At 56.3% G+C, this 22,062-nt stretch carries 22 protein-coding genes; 4 read left to right on the top strand and 18 right to left on the bottom strand.

Features of this window, described 5'->3' with window-relative positions:
* Entirely contained in the window at positions 1 to 360 is a 360-nt protein-coding gene (gene folX, locus CNE01S_RS07930) for a dihydroneopterin triphosphate 2'-epimerase (protein ID WP_174522177.1), read from the top strand.
* Positions 361 to 383: 23 nt separating this feature from the next.
* Positions 384 to 1,277 carry a TIGR01777 family oxidoreductase gene (locus tag CNE01S_RS07925; RefSeq protein ID WP_061274930.1) on the top strand — a complete coding sequence of 298 codons (894 nt, stop codon included), beginning with the start codon at positions 384 to 386 and terminating at the stop codon, positions 1,275 to 1,277.
* Between the two features lie 35 nt (positions 1,278 to 1,312).
* Here the strand turns inward: CNE01S_RS07925 and CNE01S_RS07920 are convergent, their stop codons facing one another.
* From CNE01S_RS07920 to dalD, 3 genes are all read right to left on the bottom strand, one after another.
* On the bottom strand, positions 1,313 to 2,590 hold the full coding sequence (locus CNE01S_RS07920; protein WP_061274928.1) for an MFS transporter: 1,278 nt from the start codon (positions 2,588 to 2,590) through the stop codon (positions 1,313 to 1,315).
* 62 nt (positions 2,591 to 2,652) lie between these two features.
* The gene (gene xylB, locus CNE01S_RS07915) at positions 2,653 to 4,119 is read right to left on the bottom strand and encodes a xylulokinase (protein WP_061274926.1); all 1,467 of its coding nucleotides are present in this window, start codon (positions 4,117 to 4,119) and stop codon (positions 2,653 to 2,655) included.
* Between the two features lie 9 nt (positions 4,120 to 4,128).
* Positions 4,129 to 5,523: a D-arabinitol 4-dehydrogenase gene (dalD, locus tag CNE01S_RS07910; RefSeq protein WP_061274924.1), complete on the bottom strand. Its 1,395-nt coding sequence runs from the start codon at positions 5,521 to 5,523 to the stop codon at positions 4,129 to 4,131.
* A 194-nt stretch (positions 5,524 to 5,717) separates the two neighbouring features.
* Between dalD and CNE01S_RS07905 the strand changes: the two genes are divergently transcribed.
* Positions 5,718 to 6,668 (top strand): sugar-binding transcriptional regulator, encoded by a 951-nt coding sequence (locus CNE01S_RS07905; protein ID WP_061274921.1) that lies wholly within the window; start codon positions 5,718 to 5,720, stop codon positions 6,666 to 6,668.
* A 57-nt stretch (positions 6,669 to 6,725) separates the two neighbouring features.
* On the opposite strand, the gene hisP is transcribed toward CNE01S_RS07905, so the two are convergent.
* The 15 genes from hisP to pdxB all read right to left on the bottom strand — a co-directional run bounded on the left by hisP (position 6,726) and on the right by pdxB (position 20,858).
* Entirely contained in the window at positions 6,726 to 7,499 is a 774-nt protein-coding gene (gene hisP / locus CNE01S_RS07900; protein WP_008459737.1) for a histidine ABC transporter ATP-binding protein HisP, read from the bottom strand.
* Between the two features lie 10 nt (positions 7,500 to 7,509).
* Positions 7,510 to 8,223, bottom strand: a complete 714-nt coding sequence (locus CNE01S_RS07895; protein ID WP_061274919.1) for an ABC transporter permease — start codon at positions 8,221 to 8,223, stop codon at positions 7,510 to 7,512.
* Positions 8,220 to 8,906 (bottom strand): histidine ABC transporter permease HisQ, encoded by a 687-nt coding sequence (locus tag CNE01S_RS07890; RefSeq protein ID WP_038480779.1) that lies wholly within the window; start codon positions 8,904 to 8,906, stop codon positions 8,220 to 8,222. The genes CNE01S_RS07895 and CNE01S_RS07890 overlap by 4 nt, the downstream gene beginning before the upstream one ends.
* A 77-nt stretch (positions 8,907 to 8,983) precedes the next feature.
* Positions 8,984 to 9,766, bottom strand: a complete 783-nt coding sequence (gene hisJ, locus CNE01S_RS07885) for a histidine ABC transporter substrate-binding protein HisJ (RefSeq protein WP_061274917.1) — start codon at positions 9,764 to 9,766, stop codon at positions 8,984 to 8,986.
* Between the two features lie 191 nt (positions 9,767 to 9,957).
* On the bottom strand, positions 9,958 to 10,740 hold the full coding sequence (gene argT / locus CNE01S_RS07880; RefSeq protein ID WP_061274915.1) for a lysine/arginine/ornithine ABC transporter substrate-binding protein ArgT: 783 nt from the start codon (positions 10,738 to 10,740) through the stop codon (positions 9,958 to 9,960).
* A 287-nt stretch (positions 10,741 to 11,027) separates the two neighbouring features.
* Positions 11,028 to 11,600 carry a UbiX family flavin prenyltransferase gene (locus tag CNE01S_RS07875; protein WP_061274913.1) on the bottom strand — a complete coding sequence of 191 codons (573 nt, stop codon included), beginning with the start codon at positions 11,598 to 11,600 and terminating at the stop codon, positions 11,028 to 11,030.
* A 122-nt stretch (positions 11,601 to 11,722) separates the two neighbouring features.
* Positions 11,723 to 13,240: an amidophosphoribosyltransferase gene (gene purF, locus CNE01S_RS07870; protein ID WP_038480767.1), complete on the bottom strand. Its 1,518-nt coding sequence runs from the start codon at positions 13,238 to 13,240 to the stop codon at positions 11,723 to 11,725.
* Positions 13,241 to 13,278: 38 nt separating this feature from the next.
* Positions 13,279 to 13,764: a colicin V production protein gene (gene cvpA, locus CNE01S_RS07865; protein ID WP_039295575.1), complete on the bottom strand. Its 486-nt coding sequence runs from the start codon at positions 13,762 to 13,764 to the stop codon at positions 13,279 to 13,281.
* Positions 13,765 to 14,063: 299 nt separating this feature from the next.
* Complete coding sequence (dedD, locus tag CNE01S_RS07860) at positions 14,064 to 14,756, bottom strand: cell division protein DedD (protein ID WP_061274911.1); 693 nt, start codon at positions 14,754 to 14,756, stop codon at positions 14,064 to 14,066.
* Positions 14,746 to 16,014, bottom strand: a complete 1,269-nt coding sequence (folC, locus tag CNE01S_RS07855; protein WP_061275103.1) for a bifunctional tetrahydrofolate synthase/dihydrofolate synthase — start codon at positions 16,012 to 16,014, stop codon at positions 14,746 to 14,748. Before folC ends, dedD begins: the two co-directional genes overlap by 11 nt.
* A gap of 65 nt (positions 16,015 to 16,079) precedes the next feature.
* Positions 16,080 to 17,000 carry an acetyl-CoA carboxylase, carboxyltransferase subunit beta gene (gene accD / locus CNE01S_RS07850; protein WP_039305152.1) on the bottom strand — a complete coding sequence of 307 codons (921 nt, stop codon included), beginning with the start codon at positions 16,998 to 17,000 and terminating at the stop codon, positions 16,080 to 16,082.
* Between the two features lie 138 nt (positions 17,001 to 17,138).
* Positions 17,139 to 17,798 (bottom strand): DedA family protein, encoded by a 660-nt coding sequence (locus CNE01S_RS07845; protein WP_039295583.1) that lies wholly within the window; start codon positions 17,796 to 17,798, stop codon positions 17,139 to 17,141.
* Positions 17,799 to 17,823: 25 nt separating this feature from the next.
* Positions 17,824 to 18,639, bottom strand: coding sequence for a tRNA pseudouridine(38-40) synthase TruA (gene truA / locus CNE01S_RS07840; protein WP_061274908.1), 816 nt, complete (start codon positions 18,637 to 18,639; stop codon positions 17,824 to 17,826).
* The gene (locus CNE01S_RS07835) at positions 18,639 to 19,652 is read right to left on the bottom strand and encodes an aspartate-semialdehyde dehydrogenase (protein WP_061274906.1); all 1,014 of its coding nucleotides are present in this window, start codon (positions 19,650 to 19,652) and stop codon (positions 18,639 to 18,641) included. The genes truA and CNE01S_RS07835 overlap by 1 nt, the downstream gene beginning before the upstream one ends.
* Positions 19,653 to 19,721: 69 nt before the next feature.
* A complete protein-coding gene (pdxB, locus tag CNE01S_RS07830; RefSeq protein WP_061274903.1) occupies positions 19,722 to 20,858 on the bottom strand; it encodes a 4-phosphoerythronate dehydrogenase PdxB in 1,137 nt (378 codons plus the stop codon).
* Positions 20,859 to 20,972: 114 nt separating this feature from the next.
* On the opposite strand from pdxB, the gene flk reads away from it, so the two are divergent.
* Complete coding sequence (gene flk, locus CNE01S_RS07825; RefSeq protein ID WP_061274901.1) at positions 20,973 to 21,977, top strand: flagella biosynthesis regulator Flk; 1,005 nt, start codon at positions 20,973 to 20,975, stop codon at positions 21,975 to 21,977.
* Positions 21,978 to 22,062 lie beyond the last annotated feature (85 nt).

Below are 22,062 nucleotides of genomic sequence, written 5' to 3'. Positions count from 1 at the left end.
ATGCAACCAGACGCCATTATTCGCATTAAAAACCTGCGCCTGCGGACTTTTATTGGTATCAAAGAAGAAGAGATCGCCAACCGGCAGGACATCGTGATTAACGTCGCCCTCCACTACCCTGCGGGCAAAGCAAGGGAGAGTGAGGACATCAACGACGCGCTGAACTACCGCACCGTCACTAAAGAGATCATCCAGTTGGTCGAGAATAACCGCTTCTCGCTGCTGGAAAAATTAACTCAGGATGTGCTGAATATCGCATGTACTCATCCCTGGGTGACATATGCTGAAGTGGAGATCGATAAACTTCACGCGCTCCGCTACGCCGACTCGGTATCCATGACCCTGAGCTGGCGGCGATAAGCGCTTCCTGGTGGGAGGAAAGTATGGAGATCCTGATTACCGGCGGCAGCGGATTAATTGGCCGCCACCTGACAGCTCGCCTGCTTGAGCTGGGCCATACTGTTTCGGTTGTCACACGTTCGCCGGAAAAGGCCCGCAAGCGGCTGGATAATCGCGTCGCGCTGCTCAAAGGGCTCGACGGCTTACAGAATCTCGACGCCTTCGACGCGGTTATTAACCTGGCCGGGGAGCCGATTGCCGATAAACGCTGGAGCGAGGAGCAAAAGCAGCGCCTGTGCCAGAGTCGCTGGCAAATCACCGAGCGGCTGGTCGAACTGTTTAAGGCCAGCCAGCAGCCTCCCAAAGCGTTTATTTCCGGCTCAGCCACCGGCTACTATGGCGACCTTGGCGAAGTGGTCGTCACCGAAGATGAACCGCCCCACAACGAATTTACCCACAAGCTTTGTGCCCGCTGGGAGCAAATTGCCTGCGGCGCGCAAAGCGAAAAGACGCGAGTTTGCCTGTTACGCACCGGCGTTGTTTTAGCTCCCAAAGGCGGGATTCTGGCCAAAATGCTGCCGCTGTTCCGGCTCGGGCTGGGCGGCCCCATCGGCAATGGCCGCCAGTATCTGGCGTGGATCCACATCGACGATATGGTGAACGGCATTCTCTGGCTGCTGGATAACGACCTGCGCGGTCCGTTTAATATGGTTTCCCCTTACCCGGTGCGCAACGAACAGTTTTCTCACGCCCTGGGCCACGCGCTCAAACGCCCGGCGATACTTCGCGCTCCGGCCACGGCAATTCGTCTGCTGATGGGGGAATCTTCTGTCCTGGTGCTCGGCGGGCAGCGGGCGCTGCCTAAACGCCTGGAAGAATCCGGCTTTGGCTTCCGCTGGTTCGACTTAGACGAAGCGCTGGCTGATGTAATTCGCTAACAGCAAAAAGCCGGGCTCATCCCCGGCTTTTCATTTTACTGCTCCACGGGGCTCATTTCCCCTGAGCTGGTTTTGTTCTTTTCTCGCTTCGGCTGCGGGACTTTGATAATAAACGTCAGTATGCCCGCAAACAGATACAGCCCGGTATACGCCCAGACCACGCCCACAATATCGAAGAACGGCAGGATCAGCGAGGCGATAGCCGGCGCCACAAAGTTGCTCATCCCCGCTGAAAGGTTATAGATGGAGATGGCCGCTCCGCGATGATGCGGCTCCAGCGTTGGAAACACCGCCGTCATCGGCACAAACGCCGCGACAAAAGTGCCGAGCATGACAGCCGGGATCAGCGCGACCCAGAAGTTATGCCCCACCCACACCGGCAGGTAATAAAACGTCAGGCTGGAAATCGCCATGCCTAAACAGCCGAACCAGCGCACCTGGCGGATCCAACCGATGTACTCCCCCATAATCCCCCAAAAGATATTGGTGAAAATGGTGACAAAGAAGAACACCGCCCAAATCTGCAGCCATTCAGAAATCGTGAAGCCGAGACGGTCAACAAACAGCAGCGGCATCACTATCGCGAAGCCAAACAGAGACAGCGTGTTGATAATGCGGATCAGACAGGCATAAAACACGTCACGGTTGCTGAACAGGATGGTCACCGCCCGCGACATCTCCGTAATCTTCTCGCGCAGCGGCAGATTAACCCGCGAGCGGTCAACCGGCACATTACGCAGGCTGAAGAAGGCAATCAGCCCGCCGCCCGTTACCCAGGCAATGGCCATCCATAGCGTGCCCGTTTCGCCAAATGCCGGGATAGTCAGGCTTGGCAGATAGCTCCCCACCACGCCGATACCGATAGAGTACATAGCCCAGAACCAGCCGGTCGCCGCCGCCAGCCTCTCACGCGGTACCACCTGCACCAGCATCAACATGAAGGAGTAGATAAACAGCGGATAGGCCAGGCCGCGAATGCCGTAGAACAGCAGCATCAGTGGGTAGTTACGCATCCCCAGGCCGAGCGTCATAAACAATGCGTGCATCACTACCCAGGTCACAAAACCAATCAGCATCGCTTTTTGCGGGGTGATAAGCTCAGCCACTACGCCGGAAGCCCAGGCCGCCAGGCCTGCCGCAAGACCATACATGGTAAACACCATCGCCGATTGCGCGGGCGTAAAGCCCATGTCGGTAATGTGCTTAGACAAAAACGCCATCTCGAAACCATCGCCGCTCATAAAAATAGCGATGGCGATAAATCCCCACAGCAGATGTTTAGGTAAACCAAACCAGTAGTGTTTAGATTGCATAACACTCTTCCTCGTTCTCGGGTACAGGGTTCCCGGCAGCGGAAAGGCCGCCGGGAGGGCAGTCAGGGCAGCAGCTTACGAGCGGCTTTTTGTTGTTGGTAAAGCAGGTGGAACACGGACAAACGCTGCTGCAGCACGTTCTGCAATGCTTTGCGCGGCGTGAAGCGCTGCTGGACGGGAGGCTTGCGGCAAACCACTTCTTCAACCCCGCCGTCGGCCAGCCAGCCAAGACGAGCTGCGCCGAGCGCGCCGGAAGAGCTGGCCGGATGCGTCACAATCGGCACATCCAGCACGTCGGCAATCAGCTGCGCCCAGATGGCGCTGCGCGCTCCTCCGCCGGTCAGGCTGCATTGGGTAATCTGACTGCGGGACGTCTCCAGCACCGCCATGCCGTCCGCCAGGCCAAAGGTCACGCCCTCAATCACCGAATACCCCAGCGAGGCACGGCTGGTTTCATGGTTTAGCGCAAAGAAACTCCCCATGGCGTGAGCATCGTTGTGCGGCGTGCGCTCCCCTGACAGATAAGGCAGGAAAACAGGCGCATGCTTTTTCTGCTCGTCGCTCAGCCCGGCCATCTCCTCCATGAGCTGGCTTTCAGTGACCGACAGCAAATTGCACACCCAGCGCAGACAGCTGGCGGCGCTGAGCATCACGCTCATCTGGTGCCAGCGCTGAGGTAACGCGTGGCAAAAGGCATGCACGCCGGATTCAGGCCGGGTTTGCAGCTCGTCGTTAACCACGAAGATAACGCCGGACGTGCCGAGCGAAATAAACGAGTCGCCGTTATTCACCGCGCCAACGCCTACTGCCGAGGTAGCGTTATCGCCCCCGCCGCCGGCGATTTTGACGCCGGAGCTAAGTCCCCACTCGGTCGCCAGAGCTGAACGTAAAACAGCGCTGACTTCGCTGCCCTCCACCAGCCGCGGCATCTGGCTGCGGGTTAGCCCGGTAGCCGCCAGCAATTTGTCTGACCAGTCGCGCTTTGCCACGTCCAGCCACAGCGTTCCAGCGGCGTCTGACGGGTCAGAGACAAACTCACCGCTCAGCCGCCAGCGCAGGTAATCTTTCGGCAGCAGTACCTTATCCACGCGGGAAAAGATCTCCGGTTCATGCTCCGCCACCCAGCGTAGCTTCGGGGCGGTAAAGCCGGGCATCACCAGATTGCCGCTAATGGTCAGAAACTCCGGATGTTCTTCGGTGAGTCGAGCGCATTCTTCGGCGCTACGCGTGTCGTTCCACAGAATGCAGGGGCGCAGCACTTCTCCTTGGCCATCCAGCAGCACCGCGCCGTGCATCTGCCCGGACAGGCCAATAGCGCGGATCTGCGCCCAGGCATCAGGTATTTGCTGGCGCAGAGTAGAAACCACCTGCTGCGTCGCCTGCCACCAGGCCTCAGGATCCTGTTCAGCCCAGTGCTGATGCGGGCGCTGAACGGTAAGTGCCGCGTGAGCAGAGCCCAGGATTTCACCCTGCCCGTCGATGAGCAAAGCCTTTAGTTCAGACGTGCCGATATCGATTCCAAGATACATAGCGCCCCCTTAAGCTGTCGCCAGCGGCTGCTGCACAGAGGCGATCCACGCTTCCAGCCGAGCGACCGTCCGCGCCATCAGCTCATGGAAAGCTGAGGAATGGGCGAGTTCGGCAAACAAGGTTTCATCGCTTACAAAGGCCTTAAGCGGCTCAGAAGAAGCGAACAGCGCCCGAATAGCGTCGCCCTGCATGACGCCGTCCTGGTACTGGTAAGGCAGTTGGCCCTGTGCCCAACGCTGCAGGAACAGGAAGAACAGGGCGGGCAGAACCGCCGTTGCCGCAGGTTCCTCACCTCGCTGGTAGCACTCAATCAACGTTGGCGTGATAAAACCGGGGATCTTGGACAAGCCGTCGGCCGCCACGCGCTGGTTGGTATCTTTGATATACGGATTGCTAAAGCGGGCCAGCACAACGTCACGATACCCGGCCAGGTCCAGCGGGCTGGGCGACAGCGAAGGAATGACATCCTCCGTGACGTAGTCCCACGCCATCTGCTTAATCGGCTGCTGCACGGTGCTTTCATCAATGTAGCTCAGGCCGGTAAGCGTCCCCGCCCAGGCAATGCAGCTGTGGCTGGCGTTCAGAATGCGGATTTTTGCTTCTTCATACGGCAGCACGGATTTCACCATTTCGACACCAACGTTCTCTAACGCCGGACGGCCGTTAATAAAATCATCCTCAATAACCCACTGGATAAAGGACTCTCCCATCACCGGCACTTTGTCGTCGAACCCGGTAGCCGCTTTCACCCGCGGGGCAATATCCGCCGTAGGGCGCGGCGTAATGCGGTCAACCATGGTGTTAGGCGAAACGGTATGGTTGGTCACCCAGTCGAACAAAGCGCGATCGCCCTTCATCTTCAGGAACGACAGGAAACCGTGGCGGAAGCGTTCGCCGTTGTGGCGCAGGTTATCGCAGTTAAGCAACGTTACCGGCTCACCGCCGCTGATCATACGCTGATGCAAAATACGGCTCAGCGCGCCGTACAGCGTAGTAATGCCTCCGGCCAGGTCGGCTTTGACGTCCGCCTGATTAACGTCGAGCTCATGCTGAGGAGTAAGGTAATACCCGGCTTCAGTCACGGTGAAGGCAATCACGCGGGTCGACGCTTTGGCTCCCTCTTCAACCAGGGCAGTAATCTCTTTATCCCACGGCAGTACTTTGCGGATAGAAGAGATCTTTTCGTAGGCACGCTCGCCTTCCGGGGTAACGGTTTCAAGCACGTATTCGCCGTGCTGCGCCGCCAGCTGGCTCAGCAACTCGCTGGCATCATTACGGATGTTGCCCAGTGAAATACTCCAGCCGTCATCGCCCTGCTTGATCAGCTGATTGAGATACCACGCCTGATGAGCACGGTGAAAAGAACCTGCGCCAATATGCATCCATACCGATTTCGTCGTCATGATTCACCTCAGAATTAAGCATTTGTCATTTTTAAGGGCATTTGCCCGTTTGTTATAGTCTAGTTGCGGCCAGCCCCGACTTTCTGAGATCAAACTCACATCGACAACATTTGCCCATAAAAATGACTTTTGCCCAATGACCAACGAAGCACGCACGGGGTAGAATGCGTCTCAAAGAGCCATAAGGTGCCGCCATGAGCAGAGAAGAGAAAAAACAAGAACAAGCCGCGCGCGTCGCCTGGATGTATTACGTGGCGGGCATGACGCAGCAGGATATCGCCCGTGAGCTGGGGATTTCTCGTCAGGTCGCCCAGCGGCTGGTTTCTTCCGCCCGCGAGCAGGGTATGGTGACGGTGAAAATCGCCCATCCGGTTGCCCGCTGCCTGAAGCTGGCGCAGCAGGTCCGGGAACGTTTCGGGCTGGAAATCTGCCGCGTGGTGCCCTCGGAAGGGCTGGACGATGAGGCCATCCAGCAGATGCTGGCGGTGGAAGGCGCCGAAGTGATGTCGCAGTTTATCGCCGACGAGCAGCCGCAGGTCTTCGGCATTGGCTCCGGCAAAACGCTGCGCTCAATCATCGACGTGCTGCCGTGGGTCGAACGCCCTCAGCACCACTGCGTATCGATGATTGGGGCAATTGCGCGTGATGACTCGGGGACGCGCTATGACATGCCGCTAAAAATGGCTGAGAAAATGCAGGGTAAATACTTTTTCATCCCCGCCCCGCTGTATGCCGATAGCGAAGAAGACCGCGACATGTGGTGCCGCCACAAAGTGTACCAGCGCGTGGCCGACCGGGCGCTGGCGGCCAACGTCGCGTTTCTCGGCGTTGGCGAAGTGGACATCGGCTGCCCGCTAAATGCCGAAGGATTTATTACCGACGAGCAGGTCAACATGCTGCACGGCCAGGGCGTTGCCGGTGAAATGCTGGGACATTTCTTTAACCACGACGGCCAGCGCGTCTACAGCGAGCTTGATGCCCTGCTGACCAGCGTGCCGCTGCAAAGCGACAACCCGCGTAAGATCATCGCCTTTTCCGGCGGAGAGCGTAAGTTTGCTGCTATCAAAGCGGCATTGACCGGCCGCTGGATGTCAGGCCTGGTGACGGATGAGAGTACGGCGGTGAGGTTGTTGGGCGAGGAGTGATGCATTCTTCACCCTCACTCCGGCCCTCTCCCTTTGGGAGAGGGTTAGGGTGAGGGATTACTTCAGCGATCCGGAAAGGAACTGCTGCAGGCGAGCGCTTTTCGGGCTGCCGAACAGCTCGGCCGGCGGGCCTTCTTCTTCAATACGGCCCTGATGCAGGAAGATAACGTGGCTGGACACGTGACGGGCAAAGTCCATCTCGTGTGTCACAACGACCATCGTTTTCCCCTCTTCCGCCAGCTTCTGCATAATGCGCAGGACTTCTCCCACCAGCTCCGGGTCGAGCGCCGAGGTTGGTTCATCAAACAGCAGCACTTCCGGCTCCATCGCCAGCGCACGGGCGATGGAAACACGCTGTTGCTGGCCACCGGACAGATGCACCGGGTATTTAACGTACTGGCGTTCGTCGATGCCGACTTTTGCCAGGTACTTAATCGCCCGCTCTTTCGATTCCTGCTTGCTCAGCCCCAGTACCTGAATAGGCGCTTCCATCACGTTTTCCAGCACCGTCATGTGACTCCACAGGTTAAAGTGCTGGAACACCATCGTCAGCCGGGTGCGCAGCAGGCGCAGCTGGTTTTTATCGGCCACTTTGAGCTGGCCGTCTTTGTCGCGTACCAGATTGATGTTCTGGTTGCTGACCACAATCGTGCCTTCGCTCGGTTTTTCGAGGAAGTTAATGCAGCGCAAAAAGGTACTTTTGCCCGAGCCAGACGAACCGATAATGCTGATCACATCCCCGGCGTTAGCCTTCAGAGACACCCCTTTGAGCACTTCATGTTCGCCGTAGCGTTTGTGCAGATCCGTTACGTTTAATTTAATTTCAGCCATCAGAAGTCACTCAGTGCGAAGCGGGTTTAACGTGCTGCAGCCAGCGTTTTTCCGCTTTGCGGAACAGGCTTATCAGCACATAAGAGATAATCAAATACAGCACGGCCGCGATGCCAAACGCGGTAAACGGCTGGTAAGTTGCGGAGTTAATATCACGGGCAATCTTGAGCAGATCCGGCACCGTGGCGGTAAACGCCAGCGCCGTGGAGTGCAGCATCAGGATCACCTCGTTGCTGTAGGCTGGCAGCGCAATACGCAGTGCGGAAGGCAGAATAATGCAGCGGTACATTTTTACTTTTGAGAAGCCGTAAGCGCGCGCCGCTTCAATGTCACCATGCGGAACAGAGCGAATAGCACCGGCGAAAATCTCCGTGGTGTAGGCGCAGGTGTTCAGCGTCAGCGCCAGCACGGTACAGTTAAGGCCGCTGCGGAAGAACGCATTCAGCAGTTCAGTGCCTTTAACTATCTCCAGCGTGTACATCCCGGAGTAGAAAACCAGCAGCTGTACGTAGAGCGGCGTGCCGCGAAAAATGTAGGTAAAGAGCCAGATTGGGAACGAGATAAACTTGTTGCTGGACACGCGCCCGATGGCAAGGAACAGCGCCAGAATCCCGCCCATCACCACTGACAAAATCAGCAGCCATAGCGTGATCGCCACGCCCGTATAGCGGTAACCGTCGGTCCACAGCAGGGACTGCCAGTAGTCGTGAATAATATCGATCATAGCTCGGCCCTCTTCACGCCAACGGAATAGCGGCGTTCAAGCCAGAGCAGCACTCCGTTTGAAACCGTGGTAAAGACCAGGTAGATAATCCCGGCGACGATGGCGAAGTAGAACGGCTGCCAGGTGCTTTTCCCGGCGAGCTGCGTGGCCTTCACCACATCTTCGAGACCAAGCAAAGAAACCAGCGCGGTTGCTTTCAGGATAACCTGCCAGTTATTACCGATCCCCGGCAGCGCGTAACGCATCATAGCCGGGAACAGAATACGGCGGAAAGTTTGAGAGCCGGTAAAGCCAAAGGCGGTGGCCGCCTCAATATGGCCTTTTGGCACCGCCAGAAATGCGCCACGGAAGGTTTCGGTAAAATAAGCGCCGTAAATAAAACCGAGGGTGATAATACCCGCCACCATCGGATCAATATCAAACTGCGCCATACCCAACGCGTCGGTAATACTGTTGAGCAGCATCTGCAGCCCGTAGAAGATTAACAGCATCAGCACCAGGTCCGGCACGCCGCGAATCAGCGTGGTGTAGCCTTCAAACAGCAAAGCGAGCGGGCGATTTTTGGATAGTTTTGCGCCTGCACCGGCAAGCCCAATCAGTACGGAAAGGACAACCGAGGCGAGCGCCAGCTCAAGCGTAACCAGAGCCCCTTTAAAAATTACTTCGGAAAAGCCATACAACATGGTGCGTATCCTGTCGTCAGTGTTTGCTGCTACTTATTGGGCCCCGTCTGACGCGGGGCCTTTGTCACCGGTAAGGCTTATTCACCATACACATTAAAATCAAAGTACGGCTTCGCTAACTTCTCATACGTGCCGTCTTTGCGCATCTCAGCAAAGGCCCTGTTCAGCGCTTCACGCAGCTCGTTATCTTCTTTACGCAGACCCATGCCGGTGCCGACGCCAAACAGCTTGTCGTCTTTGATGGACGGGCCGCCGAACTGATAGTTTTTGCCCACAGGCTGTTTCAGGAAGCCTTCGCTGGCGGCCACTTCATCCTGGAATGCGGCGTCGATACGCCCGGCAGCCAGGTCGGCGTAGATCGAATCCTGCCCCTGATAGGAGACAATTTCGATGCCTTTAGGCGCCCAATGTTCATTGCCGTAGGTTTCCTGCGTGGTACCCTGCAGCACGCCGACGCGTTTGCCTTTCAGCGACTCAATGGTCGGCTGAATAGTAGAACCTTTGGCTACCACCAGGCGAGAATCTGCCGCGTACAGCTTGTCGGTAAACGCGATTTCCTGCTGGCGCTTCTCGGTGATGGACAGAGAAGACATGATGGCGTCGATCTTCTTCGCCTTCAGCGATGGGATCAGCGCATCCAATGGGTTTTCAACAAAAGTACATTGGGTGTTAATGCGCTTACAGAGCTCTTTAGCCAAATCGATATCAAAACCGATCAGCTGGCCCTGAGCATTTTTGGATTCAAATGGCGCATAGGTTGGGTCCGTGCCAATCCGCAGGTTTTTTGGAATGGCAGCGAATGCTGTGGTCACGCTGGAAAACGCCAGCACCAGAGAAAGAGACAAAACCAGCTTTTTCATAATTATCCTCAATAGACTGTCCGTTACTTAAGGCTCACACCCACTACAAACAGGGAAAACTTACGCAACACGTTGCGAACAAACTGCTTTCGCACCATAAGGGTGCAGCCGGAACGGGGCTACACCACTGCATAGTTATCCTGCCCGGTTAAGAATATATTCAAAACCGGGCTACAGACTAAGGGATAAACTTATTCGCCGTAAACATTAAAGTCGAAGTACTTTTTCGCTAATTTGTCGTAAGTGCCGTCTTTGCGCATTTCGCCCAACGCTTTGTCGAATGCGGCCTTCAGCTCGGTATCATCTTTACGCAGACCGATGCCTGTGCCGTCACCAAAGTACTTCTTGTCCTTCACCGATGGGCCGGCAAAGGCATAGTCTTTCCCGGCAGGCTGTTTCAGGAAGCCTTCGCTCCCGGCCACTTCGTCCTGGAATGCCGCATCCAGACGCCCTGCGGCCAGGTCAGAGTAAATCAAATCCTGGTTGGCGTAGGCCACCACATCAACGCCTTTCGGGCGCCATTCTGCGTTGCCATAGGTTTCCTGGATAGAACCCTGCAGCACCCCAACATGCTTGCCTTTCAGCGATTCGAGCGTCGGCTGAATCGGAGAGCCTTTGGCCGCAATCAGGCGAGAGTCAGCCGCGTACAGCTTGTCTGAGAAGAGGATTTCCTGCTGGCGTTTTTCGGTGATCGACAGCGACGAGATAATGGCGTCAATTTTCTTCGCCTTAAGCGATGGGATCAGGGAGTCAAAGTCGCTGCCAACCCACGTACATTTAGTCTGAATACGTTTGCAAAGTTCGTTACCCAAATCGATATCAAACCCAACAAAATCCCCTTTCGCGTCTTTCGAAGAGAATGGCGCATAGGTCGCGTCGGTACCAATGCGGACGTTTTGCGGAATCGCTGCAAACACGCTGGCTGCGCTGGACAGGCCGAGCAGTAAAGACAGTGCAAGAACCGACTTCTTCATACGATACCCTCAAGTTTGGCTTTCTTATTTGTGATGTCTTGTTGTGTGGTAATGCCTTTGCATACGGAGAGTTGCAGTTCTCATGCCACTTTTCCCTGCGTGGAAAAAAGCCGCTGATTTATGTTAATAAAACGTTGCAACTTCGCGTTAGTTTGAAAGATAGCAGTTCTGGGAAGCGGGACTAGAGGTGAACGCGGTTTTCGTGGATTAAATCTTCTAAAAGCGATCGGCGTTGCAGAATTGCCCCATTATGAGGCAACCACTTTGTGATGCACCGCGCCAGTGCATTACTTGTGCTCGCCCCAGCGGACGAACAGGTCTTCAGGCAGCTCAAGGTCAAACTGATCCAGCACCCGGTTGACCGTCTGGTCCACGATATCCTGCAGCGTTTGCGGCCGATGATAAAACGCCGGCACCGGCGGCATAATCACCGCGCCCAGCTCGGCGGCCTGGGTCATCAGGCGCAGGTGCCCGAGGTGCAGCGGCGTTTCACGAATGCACAACACCAGCGGGCGGCGCTCTTTCAGCACCACATCCGCCGCACGGGTCAACAGCCCATCCGTATAGCTGTGTACGATGCCGGACAGCGTTTTAATCGAGCACGGCAGCACCGCCATGCCCAGGGTCTTAAATGAGCCGGAGGAGATGCTGGCGGCAATATCACGAGCGTCATGCACGACGTCCGCCAGCGCCTGAACGTCGCGCAGCGAGTAATCGGTTTCCAGCGCCAGCGTCTGGCGAGCCGCGTTGCTCATTACCAGGTGGCTTTCTACCTCAGGCAACTGCTGCAGGATTTGCAGTAAACGCACCCCGTAAATGGCGCCGCTGGCCCCGGAAATACCGACGATCAGTCGTTTCATTGAATTTGCCCCTAAGAATACCTGGGCTGACTTTGCCGCAAGATGAGATGGGATGCAAGGCTGGCGGAACCGGGAGGGGAAGAACGAGCCTCTCCCCTTTGCAGGAGAGAGGCAAAGGCCGATTAGCCTTCGTTGTGCATCTCTAAGTTTTCCACTTCGTTCTGACGCGCCAGTGCCTGGGAGTCGTCGTTACGCAGGGACTCGAGATACTGCAGGTATTTGTGATCAACGTCTTTAGTCACGTAGATGCCGTTAAAGACGGAGCATTCGAACTGAGTGATGTCCGGGTTTTCCACGCGTACCGCTTCGATCAGGTCGTCCAGATCCTGGAAAATCAGGCCGTCGGCGCCGATGATCTGGCGAATTTCATCCACTTCACGGCCGTGAGCAATCAGCTCGTTGGCGCTTGGCATGTCGATGCCGTAAACGTTAGGGAAGCGAATTTCCGGTGCGGCAGAAGCCAGGTAAACCTTTTTGGCTCCGGCTTCACGCGCCATCTCGATAATCTGCTCGGACGTAGTCCCACGCACGATAGAGTCATCCACCAGCAGCACGTTTTTATCACGGAACTCGGCACGGTTGGCGTTCAGCTTGCGGCGCACGGACTTACGACGCAGCTGTTGGCCCGGCATGATAAACGTGCGGCCCACGTAGCGGTTTTTCACAAACCCCTGGCGATACGGTTTATCCAGAATACGGGCAATTTCCAGCGCGATGTCACAGGAAGTTTCAGGAATTGGAATGACCACGTCGATATCCAGGTCTTCCCATTCGCGGGCAATCTTCTCGCCAAGCTTTTTCCCCATCTCAACGCGCGCGCTGTAAACGGAGATCTTGTCGATAAATGAGTCCGGACGAGCAAAATAAACGTACTCGAACAGGCACGGATTGCTGACCGGGTTATCGGCGCATTGACGAGTAAACAGCTGGCCTTTCTCGGTGATGTAGACCGCTTCGCCCGGCGCGATATCACGCAGGAACTCAAAGCCCAGGGTGTCCAGCGCCACGCTCTCGGAGGCCACCATGTATTCGGTACGGCCGTCGCCCAGGTCACGCTTGCCGATAACCAGCGGGCGGATGCCGTTCGGATCGCGGAAGGCAACCATGCCGTGACCGATAATCATCGCTACGCAGGCATAAGCACCGCGAATCTGGCGGTTAGTGGCGGCGATGGCGGCAAAAATGTTGTCTGCTTCCAGCGGATAATGGCGGAAGTTATCCAGCTCGCTGGCAAAAACATTCAGCAGGATTTCAGAATCAGAGGTGGTGTTGATGTGGCGGCGTTTTTCTTCAAACAGCTTTTTACGCAGCTCGTGGGCATTGGTCAGGTTACCGTTATGCGCCAGGGTTATCCCGTAAGGAGAGTTAACGTAGAAAGGCTGAGCTTCAGAAGCGCTGGAACTGCCTGCGGTTGGGTAACGCACGTGGCCGATGCCCATATTCCCCTGCAGACGCTGCATGTGGCGGGCTTCAAACACATCGCTCACCAGGCCATTCGCTTTACGCAGACGGAAGCAATTTAAAGCGTCGATGGTGACGATGCCTGCGGCATCCTGGCCACGGTGCTGAAGCACCGTTAACGCATCATAAATCGACTGGTTTACCGGCATGAAACCGGCGATACCGACAATACCGCACATGTTGTCTTTTCCTCATTAAGCCACACCCCCCGCTACGATTAGCGGGGCAAGAAACTTGACGAGCTTTGCAGATAGTCAAAGAACCATCTGATGATGAAACTGAATTGCGGGATAAGCTGCGACTTTTGCCAGTCATCGCTTTTTGAAAAACCGGTAAAGGTATCCAGGAAGAACAGAATGGCGGAGACGATCAGCACGCCACGTAAGGCGCCAAAGCAGATCCCCAACACCCTGTCTGTACCCGACAGGCCGGTTTTTTGCACCAGCGCGCTAATCACATAATTGACTATCGCACCGACAATCAGCGTCGCGATAAACAGCACCGCGATAGCTATCCCATTACGTACCAGTTCGTCTTCAAAGCCAGTGAACCAGACTGACAGATAAGTGTAGTAATGACTGGCGACAAAGAAAGCACATCCCCAGGTCACAAGCGATAACGCTTCCTTCACAAACCCACGTATTACGCTTACCAGACAAGAAAAACCGATAACCGCAATGATGGCGTAATCTATCCAGACCATGAAAAAATCTCGTGATAAATTGCCCTGACGTCCAGTTCGGGGCGAATTCTAACAGAAAAAGAAAACGTTTGCGTAGGGATTTCCTTCCCCCGCGTAAATAAATAATGGCGTTGAAAAAAGCATCAACGCCATTAAAAAAGTGCCTGTTTTGCCCTCACCTTTTAGAGGCGAAGTGGCGGTATGGCGTCGTTTTTCCCCTCACCCTAACCCTCTCCCCAAAGGGGCGAGGGAATCGTTAGGAGTGATGACTTTCCCCCTCTCCCTTCCAGGGAGAGGGCCGGGGTGAGGGTCACAAACCGCTACCGCGGCGAGTAGTTCATCACCACGCCGTTCAGGCCAGACAGAGAATTCAGCTCGCCCAGCGAGGACTTCAGCTTATCTTTCGAGGCATCAGGCCCAACCAGAATACGGGTGATTTTCCCCTGCACAGGCGTTGTCGGTGAGGTGTAAACCTTGAATCCGGCCCCGCGCAGTTTACCAACAATTTCATTCACTTTGTCCGCATTTTTCAATGCGCCAAGCTGCACCACATACGCTTGCCCGGTCGGTGCTTTGTCGGCTGGTTTTTCCGTCTTCGCTGGCTGCTCGGCCTGGTTATCAACCACAGGTTTAGGCTGCGGTTTCTCCACGGGCTTCGGCTTTGGTTTTTCCTGCACCGGCTGTGGCTTAGGCTGTTCACGTGCCGCAGGTACTTCGTCAGCACCCGCAGTTCCTTCGTCCGGAATGGCGCCGTTATTCAGCCCCGGCGGCACTGCGGCCCCGGCTCTCACCTCTTCTGCGGCCCCTTCCGGTGGCTGCGAAGGCAGCGCCTGGGTGGCCGAAGGCAGCATATCAGGCTCGTCGCTGTCCCCTGGTTTTGGCACCAAAGGAATGGCGGCGAACTCGTCCTGATAATGTTTTTTCTGCCCGTCCAGCAAACCTGGCAGCACAATAACGCCCAGTGCGACCAGAATAATGGTTCCGACTAATCGGTTTTGAAACTTACTCGCCACCTGCTCTCCCCGCGTCCAGTACTTCCATTACATGGGCCACCGTGTGGAACGAACCACACACCAACACGGTATCTTCAGCCGTCGCTTCTGCCATCGCCGCGTGCCAGGCGTCCGCTACGCTTGCAAACGTCCTGCCGTGACCAAGATGGGCGATCAGCTGCTCAGCGCTTGCGCCTCGCGGCCCCTCCAGCGGAGCACAATACCAGCTATCGACCTGAGGCGACAAACAGGCAAGCGTTCCGGCAATGTCTTTATCGTGAAGCATGCCAATCACCGCCAGCACTCGCCCCTGTTTCGGTAACGCCGCCAGGCGACCGGCAAGGTAAGCCGCCGCATGTGGATTATGGGCCACGTCAAGAATAACGCGAGGTGCCTGAGAAACTATCTGGAAGCGCCCGGGCAGCGTGGCATGCTCAATGCCATAGCGTATCGCGTTTTCACTCACGTTCAGTTTACTTGCGCGCAAAGCGGCGAGCGCCGTGGCGGCATTTGGCTGTGGAACCAGCGGCAACAGCAGATCGCGCAGCTCGCCGTTAGCATCCCGGAACATCCAGCCCGTGGCGTTCACCTCATAATCCCAGTCAACTCCGCGACGCAGCAGCAGCGCGCCTTTCTCCTGAGCAACATCGGCAATCGTATGCGGCATATCCGGCTCGCCCACAATCGCCGGGTTATCTCTGCGGAAGACACCGGCTTTTTCACGGCCAATGCTCTCACGATCCGGGCCAAGCCAGTCGGTGTGATCGAGCGCGATGCTGGTCACCACGGCCACATCGGAATCCACAATATTGGTGGCATCCAGACGCCCGCCAAGGCCCACTTCAAGAATCACCACGTCTACTGCCTGCTGCTTAAACAATAGCAAGGCCGAGAGCGTTCCGTATTCAAAATAGGTTAAGGAAATATCTCCGCGCGCGGCCTCTATTTCGGCAAACGAGGCGGTATGCAGGGCTTCGGGTAATTCTTCACCCTGAATCCGCACTCGCTCGGTGTAACGCACCAGGTGCGGCGAGCTGTAAACCCCTACGCGATAGCCGTCCGCCATCAACACGGTTTCAAGCGTACGGCATGTGGTGCCCTTCCCGTTGGTGCCGGCTACGGTAAACACCGTTGGCGCAGGTTTCAGTACATCGAGCTTGCGCGCAACGTTGCTGATGCGCTCAAGGCCCATATCGATGGTGGAGGAGTGAAGGTTTTCAAGATAGCAAAGCCACGTGGCCAGGGGCGACGTGGCTTGAGGAATAAGGTCTTTGTCCATGATGCCCACTTAACATGCACATAAAGAAAAAGGGCAGAACCTGCCGGCCTGCCCTTAGTTGCGAATCAGGCCTCTTGACCCTGTTCCGGTGCTGGCGGAACCACGATGGGCTCACGCGGGGCTTCCGGGTTTGGCGCCGGCAGATTCATAAACTTCGCCAGGATGCTCGCCAGTTTCAGGCGCATTTCCGGGCGACGAACGATCATGTCGATAGCGCCTTTTTCGATCAGGAACTCACTGCGCTGGAAGCCCGGCGGCAGTTTTTCACGAACGGTTTGCTCGATAACGCGTGGACCGGCAAAGCCGATCAGCGCCTTCGGCTCGGCGATATTCAGGTCACCCAGCATCGCGAAGCTTGCAGAAACGCCGCCCATGGTTGGGTCAGTCAGCACGGAGATGTACGGCAGACCGCGTTCCTGCATTTTTGCCAGCGCAGCGCTGGTTTTCGCCATCTGCATCAGCGACATCAGCGCTTCCTGCATACGCGCCCCGCCGGAGGCGGAGAAGCACACCATCGGGCAGTTGTCTTCCAGCGCCTGCTCAACGGCACGAACAAAACGCGCGCCGACCACAGAACCCATTGAGCCGCCCATAAAGGAGAACTCGAAGGCCGCCGCAACAACAGGCATACCGTGCAGGGTACCTTTCATTACTACCAGCGCGTCTTTCTCGCCGGTCTCTTTCTGCGCGCTAACCAGACGATCTTTGTACTTCTTGGAGTCACGGAACTTCAGCAAATCTTTTGGCTCAAGCTCGCTCCCCAATTCCACCATTGTGCCTTCATCTAACAGGCTATGCAGGCGATCGCGGGCCGACATACGCATGTGGTGATCGCACTTAGGGCAGACGCCAAGATTGCGTTCCAGCTCGGCGCGGTACAGGACCTGGCCGCAGCTATCGCACTTGGTCCACACCCCTTCAGGGATGCTCGCCTTACGGGTGGGAGTGATATTGCTCTTATTGAGAATTCGTTCAATCCAGCTCATTGATGACCTTTCTGCTTGAACCTGGTCGATACCAGCTTTTCTGTGGCAGTTTTCCCTGCCCCAGACCATAAATGGTGCTCATTAAAACACAACGGCCCGCGACTTTGGATAAAAAAGTGGTCGAACCGCTGCCGCGTATTATTTTGACTGCCGCGACGCCGCGCGTTTGTGGCGGATAACTTCCACCACGCCGGGCAGTATCGAAACCACGATAATTGCCACAATCAGCAGCTTCAGGTTTTCCTGTACCACCGGCAGGTTACCGAACAGGTAGCCCGCGTAGGTGAACAGCAAGACCCACAGCAGTGCGCCGACGACGTTATAGATCGCAAAATGGCGATAGGACATATGCCCCATCCCGGCGACAAACGGTGCGAAGGTTCGCACAATCGGCACGAAGCGCGCGAGGATAATCGTTTTTCCGCCGTGACGCTCGTAAAAAGCATGAGTTTTATCAAGATAACTGCGGCGGAAGATTTTTGAATTCGGATTACTGAACAACTTCTCGCCAAACAGCCGCCCGATAGTGTAGTTCACCGCATCGCCGATGATGGCGGCAATCACCATCAAAATGACCATGTAATGCACGTTCAGGTCGTTAGTTTCCAGCGAAGCCAGCGCGCCCGCCACAAACAGCAGCGAATCACCCGGTAAAAACGGCGTCACTACCAGCCCGGTTTCGCAGAACAAAATCAGGAACAAAATAGCGTAAACCCAGACGCCGTATTGTGCCACCAGCTCGGCCAGATGCACGTCGATATGCAAAATGAAGTCGATGATAAAACGGATGAAATCCATCAAAGTTTCCTTTCTTAAGCAGCAATCAATCGGCTAAAAAAAGCGGCCCCATCGGGAGACGCGGCAGTGCAAAATGGTCAGGGTAATCCACCGACACCAGGTACAGCCCTTCTGCTTTCGCGGTGGCCGCGGCCTTGGTGCGGTCCTTCATTGCCAGCAGGTCAGCCATCCAGGTTTCAGCCTGGTTACCGCAGCCGACTTCCATCAGGCTGCCGACGATATTGCGCACCATATGGTGAACAAACGCGTTGGCCTTAATGTCCACCACAATGTAAGCGCCGTAGCGGTTTACCGTAATGTGCATCATATTGCGCCACGGAGTGCGGGACTGGCACTGCACCGCACGGAACGAGGTAAAGTCATTCTCCCCCAACAGGCTCTGGGCGGCACGGTGCATTATGTCCGCATCCAGAGGCAGGTGAAAATGGGTTACTCCCTGCTGTAAAACGGCCGGACGCAGGCGATGATTATAAATCACGTAGCGATAACGTCGGGCCGTGGCGCTAAACCGGGCATGAAACTCAGACGGCACATCTTTCACCCAACGAACGGCGATGTCGCCAGGTAAATTCGTATTTACGCCCATTGTCCAGGCTGCATCTTTGCGCACGGCGCTGGTTTCAAAATGCACCACCTGACCTGTGGCGTGAACGCCAGCATCGGTACGCCCCGCGCAAAACACGTTAATCGGCTCATTAGCCACCTGAGACAGCGCTTTTTCCAGCTTTTCCTGCACGCTGCGCACTTCGTTCTGGCGCTGCCAGCCGTAATATTTACTGCCGTCGTACTCAATGCCGAGCGCGATTTTATGAAGCGGAATTTCGCTTAGCACTTCGGACATCAGTACATATACTCCTGCACCAGTTTCTCAGCGGTTTTTATCGCCATCAGCGCGCCGCCAAAGCGAACGTTATCGGCCACCGACCAGAACTGAATTTGCTCCGGCATGCCGTAATCGTTGTGCACACAACCGATAGAAAGATGGCCGCTGCCGGACGCATCCGCAACCTGAGTCGGGAATTCTCCCTCTTCAGACAGCTCGATATCTTCCGCCTGGGTAAACGCATCGCGGGCTTCCTCTGCCGCCAGCGGGCGCAGAGCTTCAAAGTTAACGATTTGGGCGTGGCCGTAGAACACCGGCGACTGCACGAGGCTGGCGGAGATCATCAGGCCGTCATCCTGCAGCACTTTACGCACTTCATTCACCAGGCGACGCTCTTCCCGCACGCTACCTTCGGCGTCCGGCACCAGCGGCAACATGTTGAACGCCAATTGGCGGCCAAACAGATCTTCTTCATCAATAGGAATGCCGTTCAGCAGGCGGGCGCTTTGCCCGGCCAGCGCGTCTACGGCCACTTTGCCGCGCGCAGAAGCAGACAGCAGGCTGGTCACCTGAATACGCGACAGGCCGCCCTGCTCAATCAGCGGTTTTAACGCGCTCAGCAGTTGGCTGGTCAGGCTATCCGCCACGGCAACCAGATTACGGTTGCGATAATCGCTCAGCACAAACGGATTCACGTCCGGCACCACCAGCGGCACGTCCGGCTCCATAGCAAACAGGCCGCTGGAGTCGATAACCAGGCAGCCAGAGTTGGTTGCTTCTTCCACATATTGAGCAGACGCTTCCACGCCCCCGACGAAGAATGCAAGCTGGGCCTGAGTCCAGTCGAACTCTGCCGCGTCCTGCACCATGATGGTTTTGCCTTCATAACGCAGGTTTTCACCGGCGCTCTCGCTCCGCGCCAGGGCATACAATTCACCAACCGGGAACTGACGTTCAGCAAGCAGTTCAAACAAAGCTGAGCCCACGGCACCGGTGGCGCCTAAAACGGCAATATTCCAGCCTTCAGACATGTTGGTTTACTCCAGAAAATAAAACAGATGCTCCCTGAGACAGCGCCTCAGGGAGCCAGAAGATAAAACTTAGTTCAGCGGATGATGAATTGCGCTAAAACCAAGCATTTGCAGCATGTTCGCTGCCGTCGCGTCATCGCACTGCACGTAAAGCGATGACCACTCGCGGCGCTCCAGGTAGTTCTTACGCAGCTTGTCGAATTCGCCAGGCTGACCGGCTACCTTCCGCAGCGGCGCGTCGTCGCGGCGCACATCATACACCAGATGCACTAGTCTTTTGAGCGTGGGCTGATCGAGCGGACCGGCCAGCGTGATGCGGCCAAACTCCGGTGCAGGTAGCAGTGAATCCAGCGCGACCTGCTGAGACTGGCCGATAAAATCACTAAAGGCTTCAAAGACCTGCGTCGTACCGCGAGCCTTACCTTCAAGCGTATAGCCCGCAATGTGCGCGGTGCCAATGTCTACCTTGTCCAGCAGCTCAACGTTGAGATCCGGCTCCGGCTCCCAGACGTCCAGCACAACGCTGAGATTCTGCCCTGCTTTTAAGCATTTCAGCAACGCGTTGTTGTCCACAACCGGGCCACGACAGGCATTAATCAGAATAGCGCCAGGCTTCAGGCGGCTAATCAGCGCCTCGTCCGCCAGATGCAGCGTTTTGTACTCACCGGATTTAAACAGCGGCGTATGGAAAGTGATGATGTCAGCTTCCTGCACCAGCGTTTCCAGCGAAACGAAATCGCCTTCGTCACCGCGATCGGCACGCGGCGGATCGCACAGCAAAGTGCGTACACCCCAAGCCTCAAGGCGAGCCTGAAGACGGGAACCGACGTTACCCACGCCGACGATGCCGACGGTGCGATCTTTCAGCGCAAAACCATCGCGCTCGGCCAACATCAGTAAAGAGGAGAACACATACTCAACCACGGCAATCGCGTTGCAGCCAGGGGCCGCAGAGAAAGCCACCCCGGCACTTTGCAAATACGCTTCATCAACGTGGTCGGTTCCGGCCGTGGCCGTCCCGACAAATTTAATCCCTTTACCGGCCAGCAGTTCAGCATTCACTTTGGTGACCGAACGGACCATCAGCGCGTCAGCATCCGTTAACGCATCCACCGGAATCGGACGCCCCGGCACGGCAGTTACCTCGCCCAGGCGGCTGAAAAGTTCGCGGGCGTAGGGCATATTTTCATCAACGAGGATTTTCACCTGAGTACCTGTCTGTTAATCGTCGAGATAAGGCCGGATAGTGTGCCATAATCTGACGTCCGGGCATAACGAACTACTTGCGAATGTTTTGTCGTACTTAAGGATCATTTAATAATGCAACCCATTCAGGGCGCCACGCCGCGTCCTCCGGGGGAACCAGCCTCCACACCTTCTGCCGCGGGCGAACAGCCGCTTTCCACCCAGCAACGTACCGTGCTGGAGCGTTTGATCACCCGGATCATTGCGCTTAGCCAACAGCAGAGCGCTGAAGTGTGGGCGGGGCTTAAGCACGATCTGGGACTCAAAAGCGAGACGCCGCTGCTGTCTCGCCATTTCCCGGCCGCAGAACAAAACCTGAATCAACGCCTGACCAGCGCGCAAACCACGCTGGCAACGCGCCAGATCATTCAGCAGTTGAGCGATTTACTGCCACAGGGTAACAACCGCCAGGCGGTGAGCGACTTTATCCGCCAGCAGTTTGGCCAGACGGCGCTAAGCCAGCTCACGCCGGACCAGCTCAAGACCGTGCTGACGCTGCTGCAAAACAACCAGCTCGCGATTCCTCAGCCGCAGCAGCGCCCGGCAACCGACCGCCCGCTTCTGCCGGCCGAGCACAACAGCCTGAACCAGCTTGTCACCAAACTCGCCGCGGCAACGGGCGAGTCAGGGAAACAAATCTGGCAGTCGATGCTTGAGCTTTCCGGCGTGAAAACCGGCGAGCTCATTCCGGCGAAACACTTTGCTTCGCTGACGACCTGGCTCCAGGCAAGGCAAACGCTGAGCCAGCAGTCCGCCCCTACTTTGCACAGCGTGCAGGCCGCACTGAAGCAGCCACTTGAGCCGCAGGAGTGGAAAGAGATGGTGGATTACAGCCAGCAACGGTTCCAGGCCACGCCGCAAACGGTACTGACCACCGCGCAGGTGCAGGACATTCTTAACCAGGTGTTTTTGAAACGCGCTGAACGCCAGCCGGCCACCCTTGAAGTGCGTGATATTCAGCCGATCTACAACCCAATGTTCAGCGCAATTATTGAGCCGATAAAGGCGCTGAGCGCGAGACCGGGGCTGGCGTTGATTGCGCTGGTCGTGGTGATGATTTTGCTTTGGTTGGTGATCTAGTGCTCTTAGGGCTGGCTTTTAGTCACAAACGCGCTGTCAGAAGGATCGGCTAAGGTTCCGTTCACTTCCCGTCCTGCTTCACATG

It is taken from the genome of Cedecea neteri NBRC 105707 = ATCC 33855 (assembly GCF_001571265.1).
In the GTDB taxonomy this organism is placed as follows: Bacteria; Pseudomonadota; Gammaproteobacteria; order Enterobacterales; family Enterobacteriaceae; genus Cedecea; species Cedecea neteri.
The sequence above is the reverse complement of the archived record's forward strand: the minus strand, read 5'-3'. Positions and strand labels throughout refer to the sequence as shown.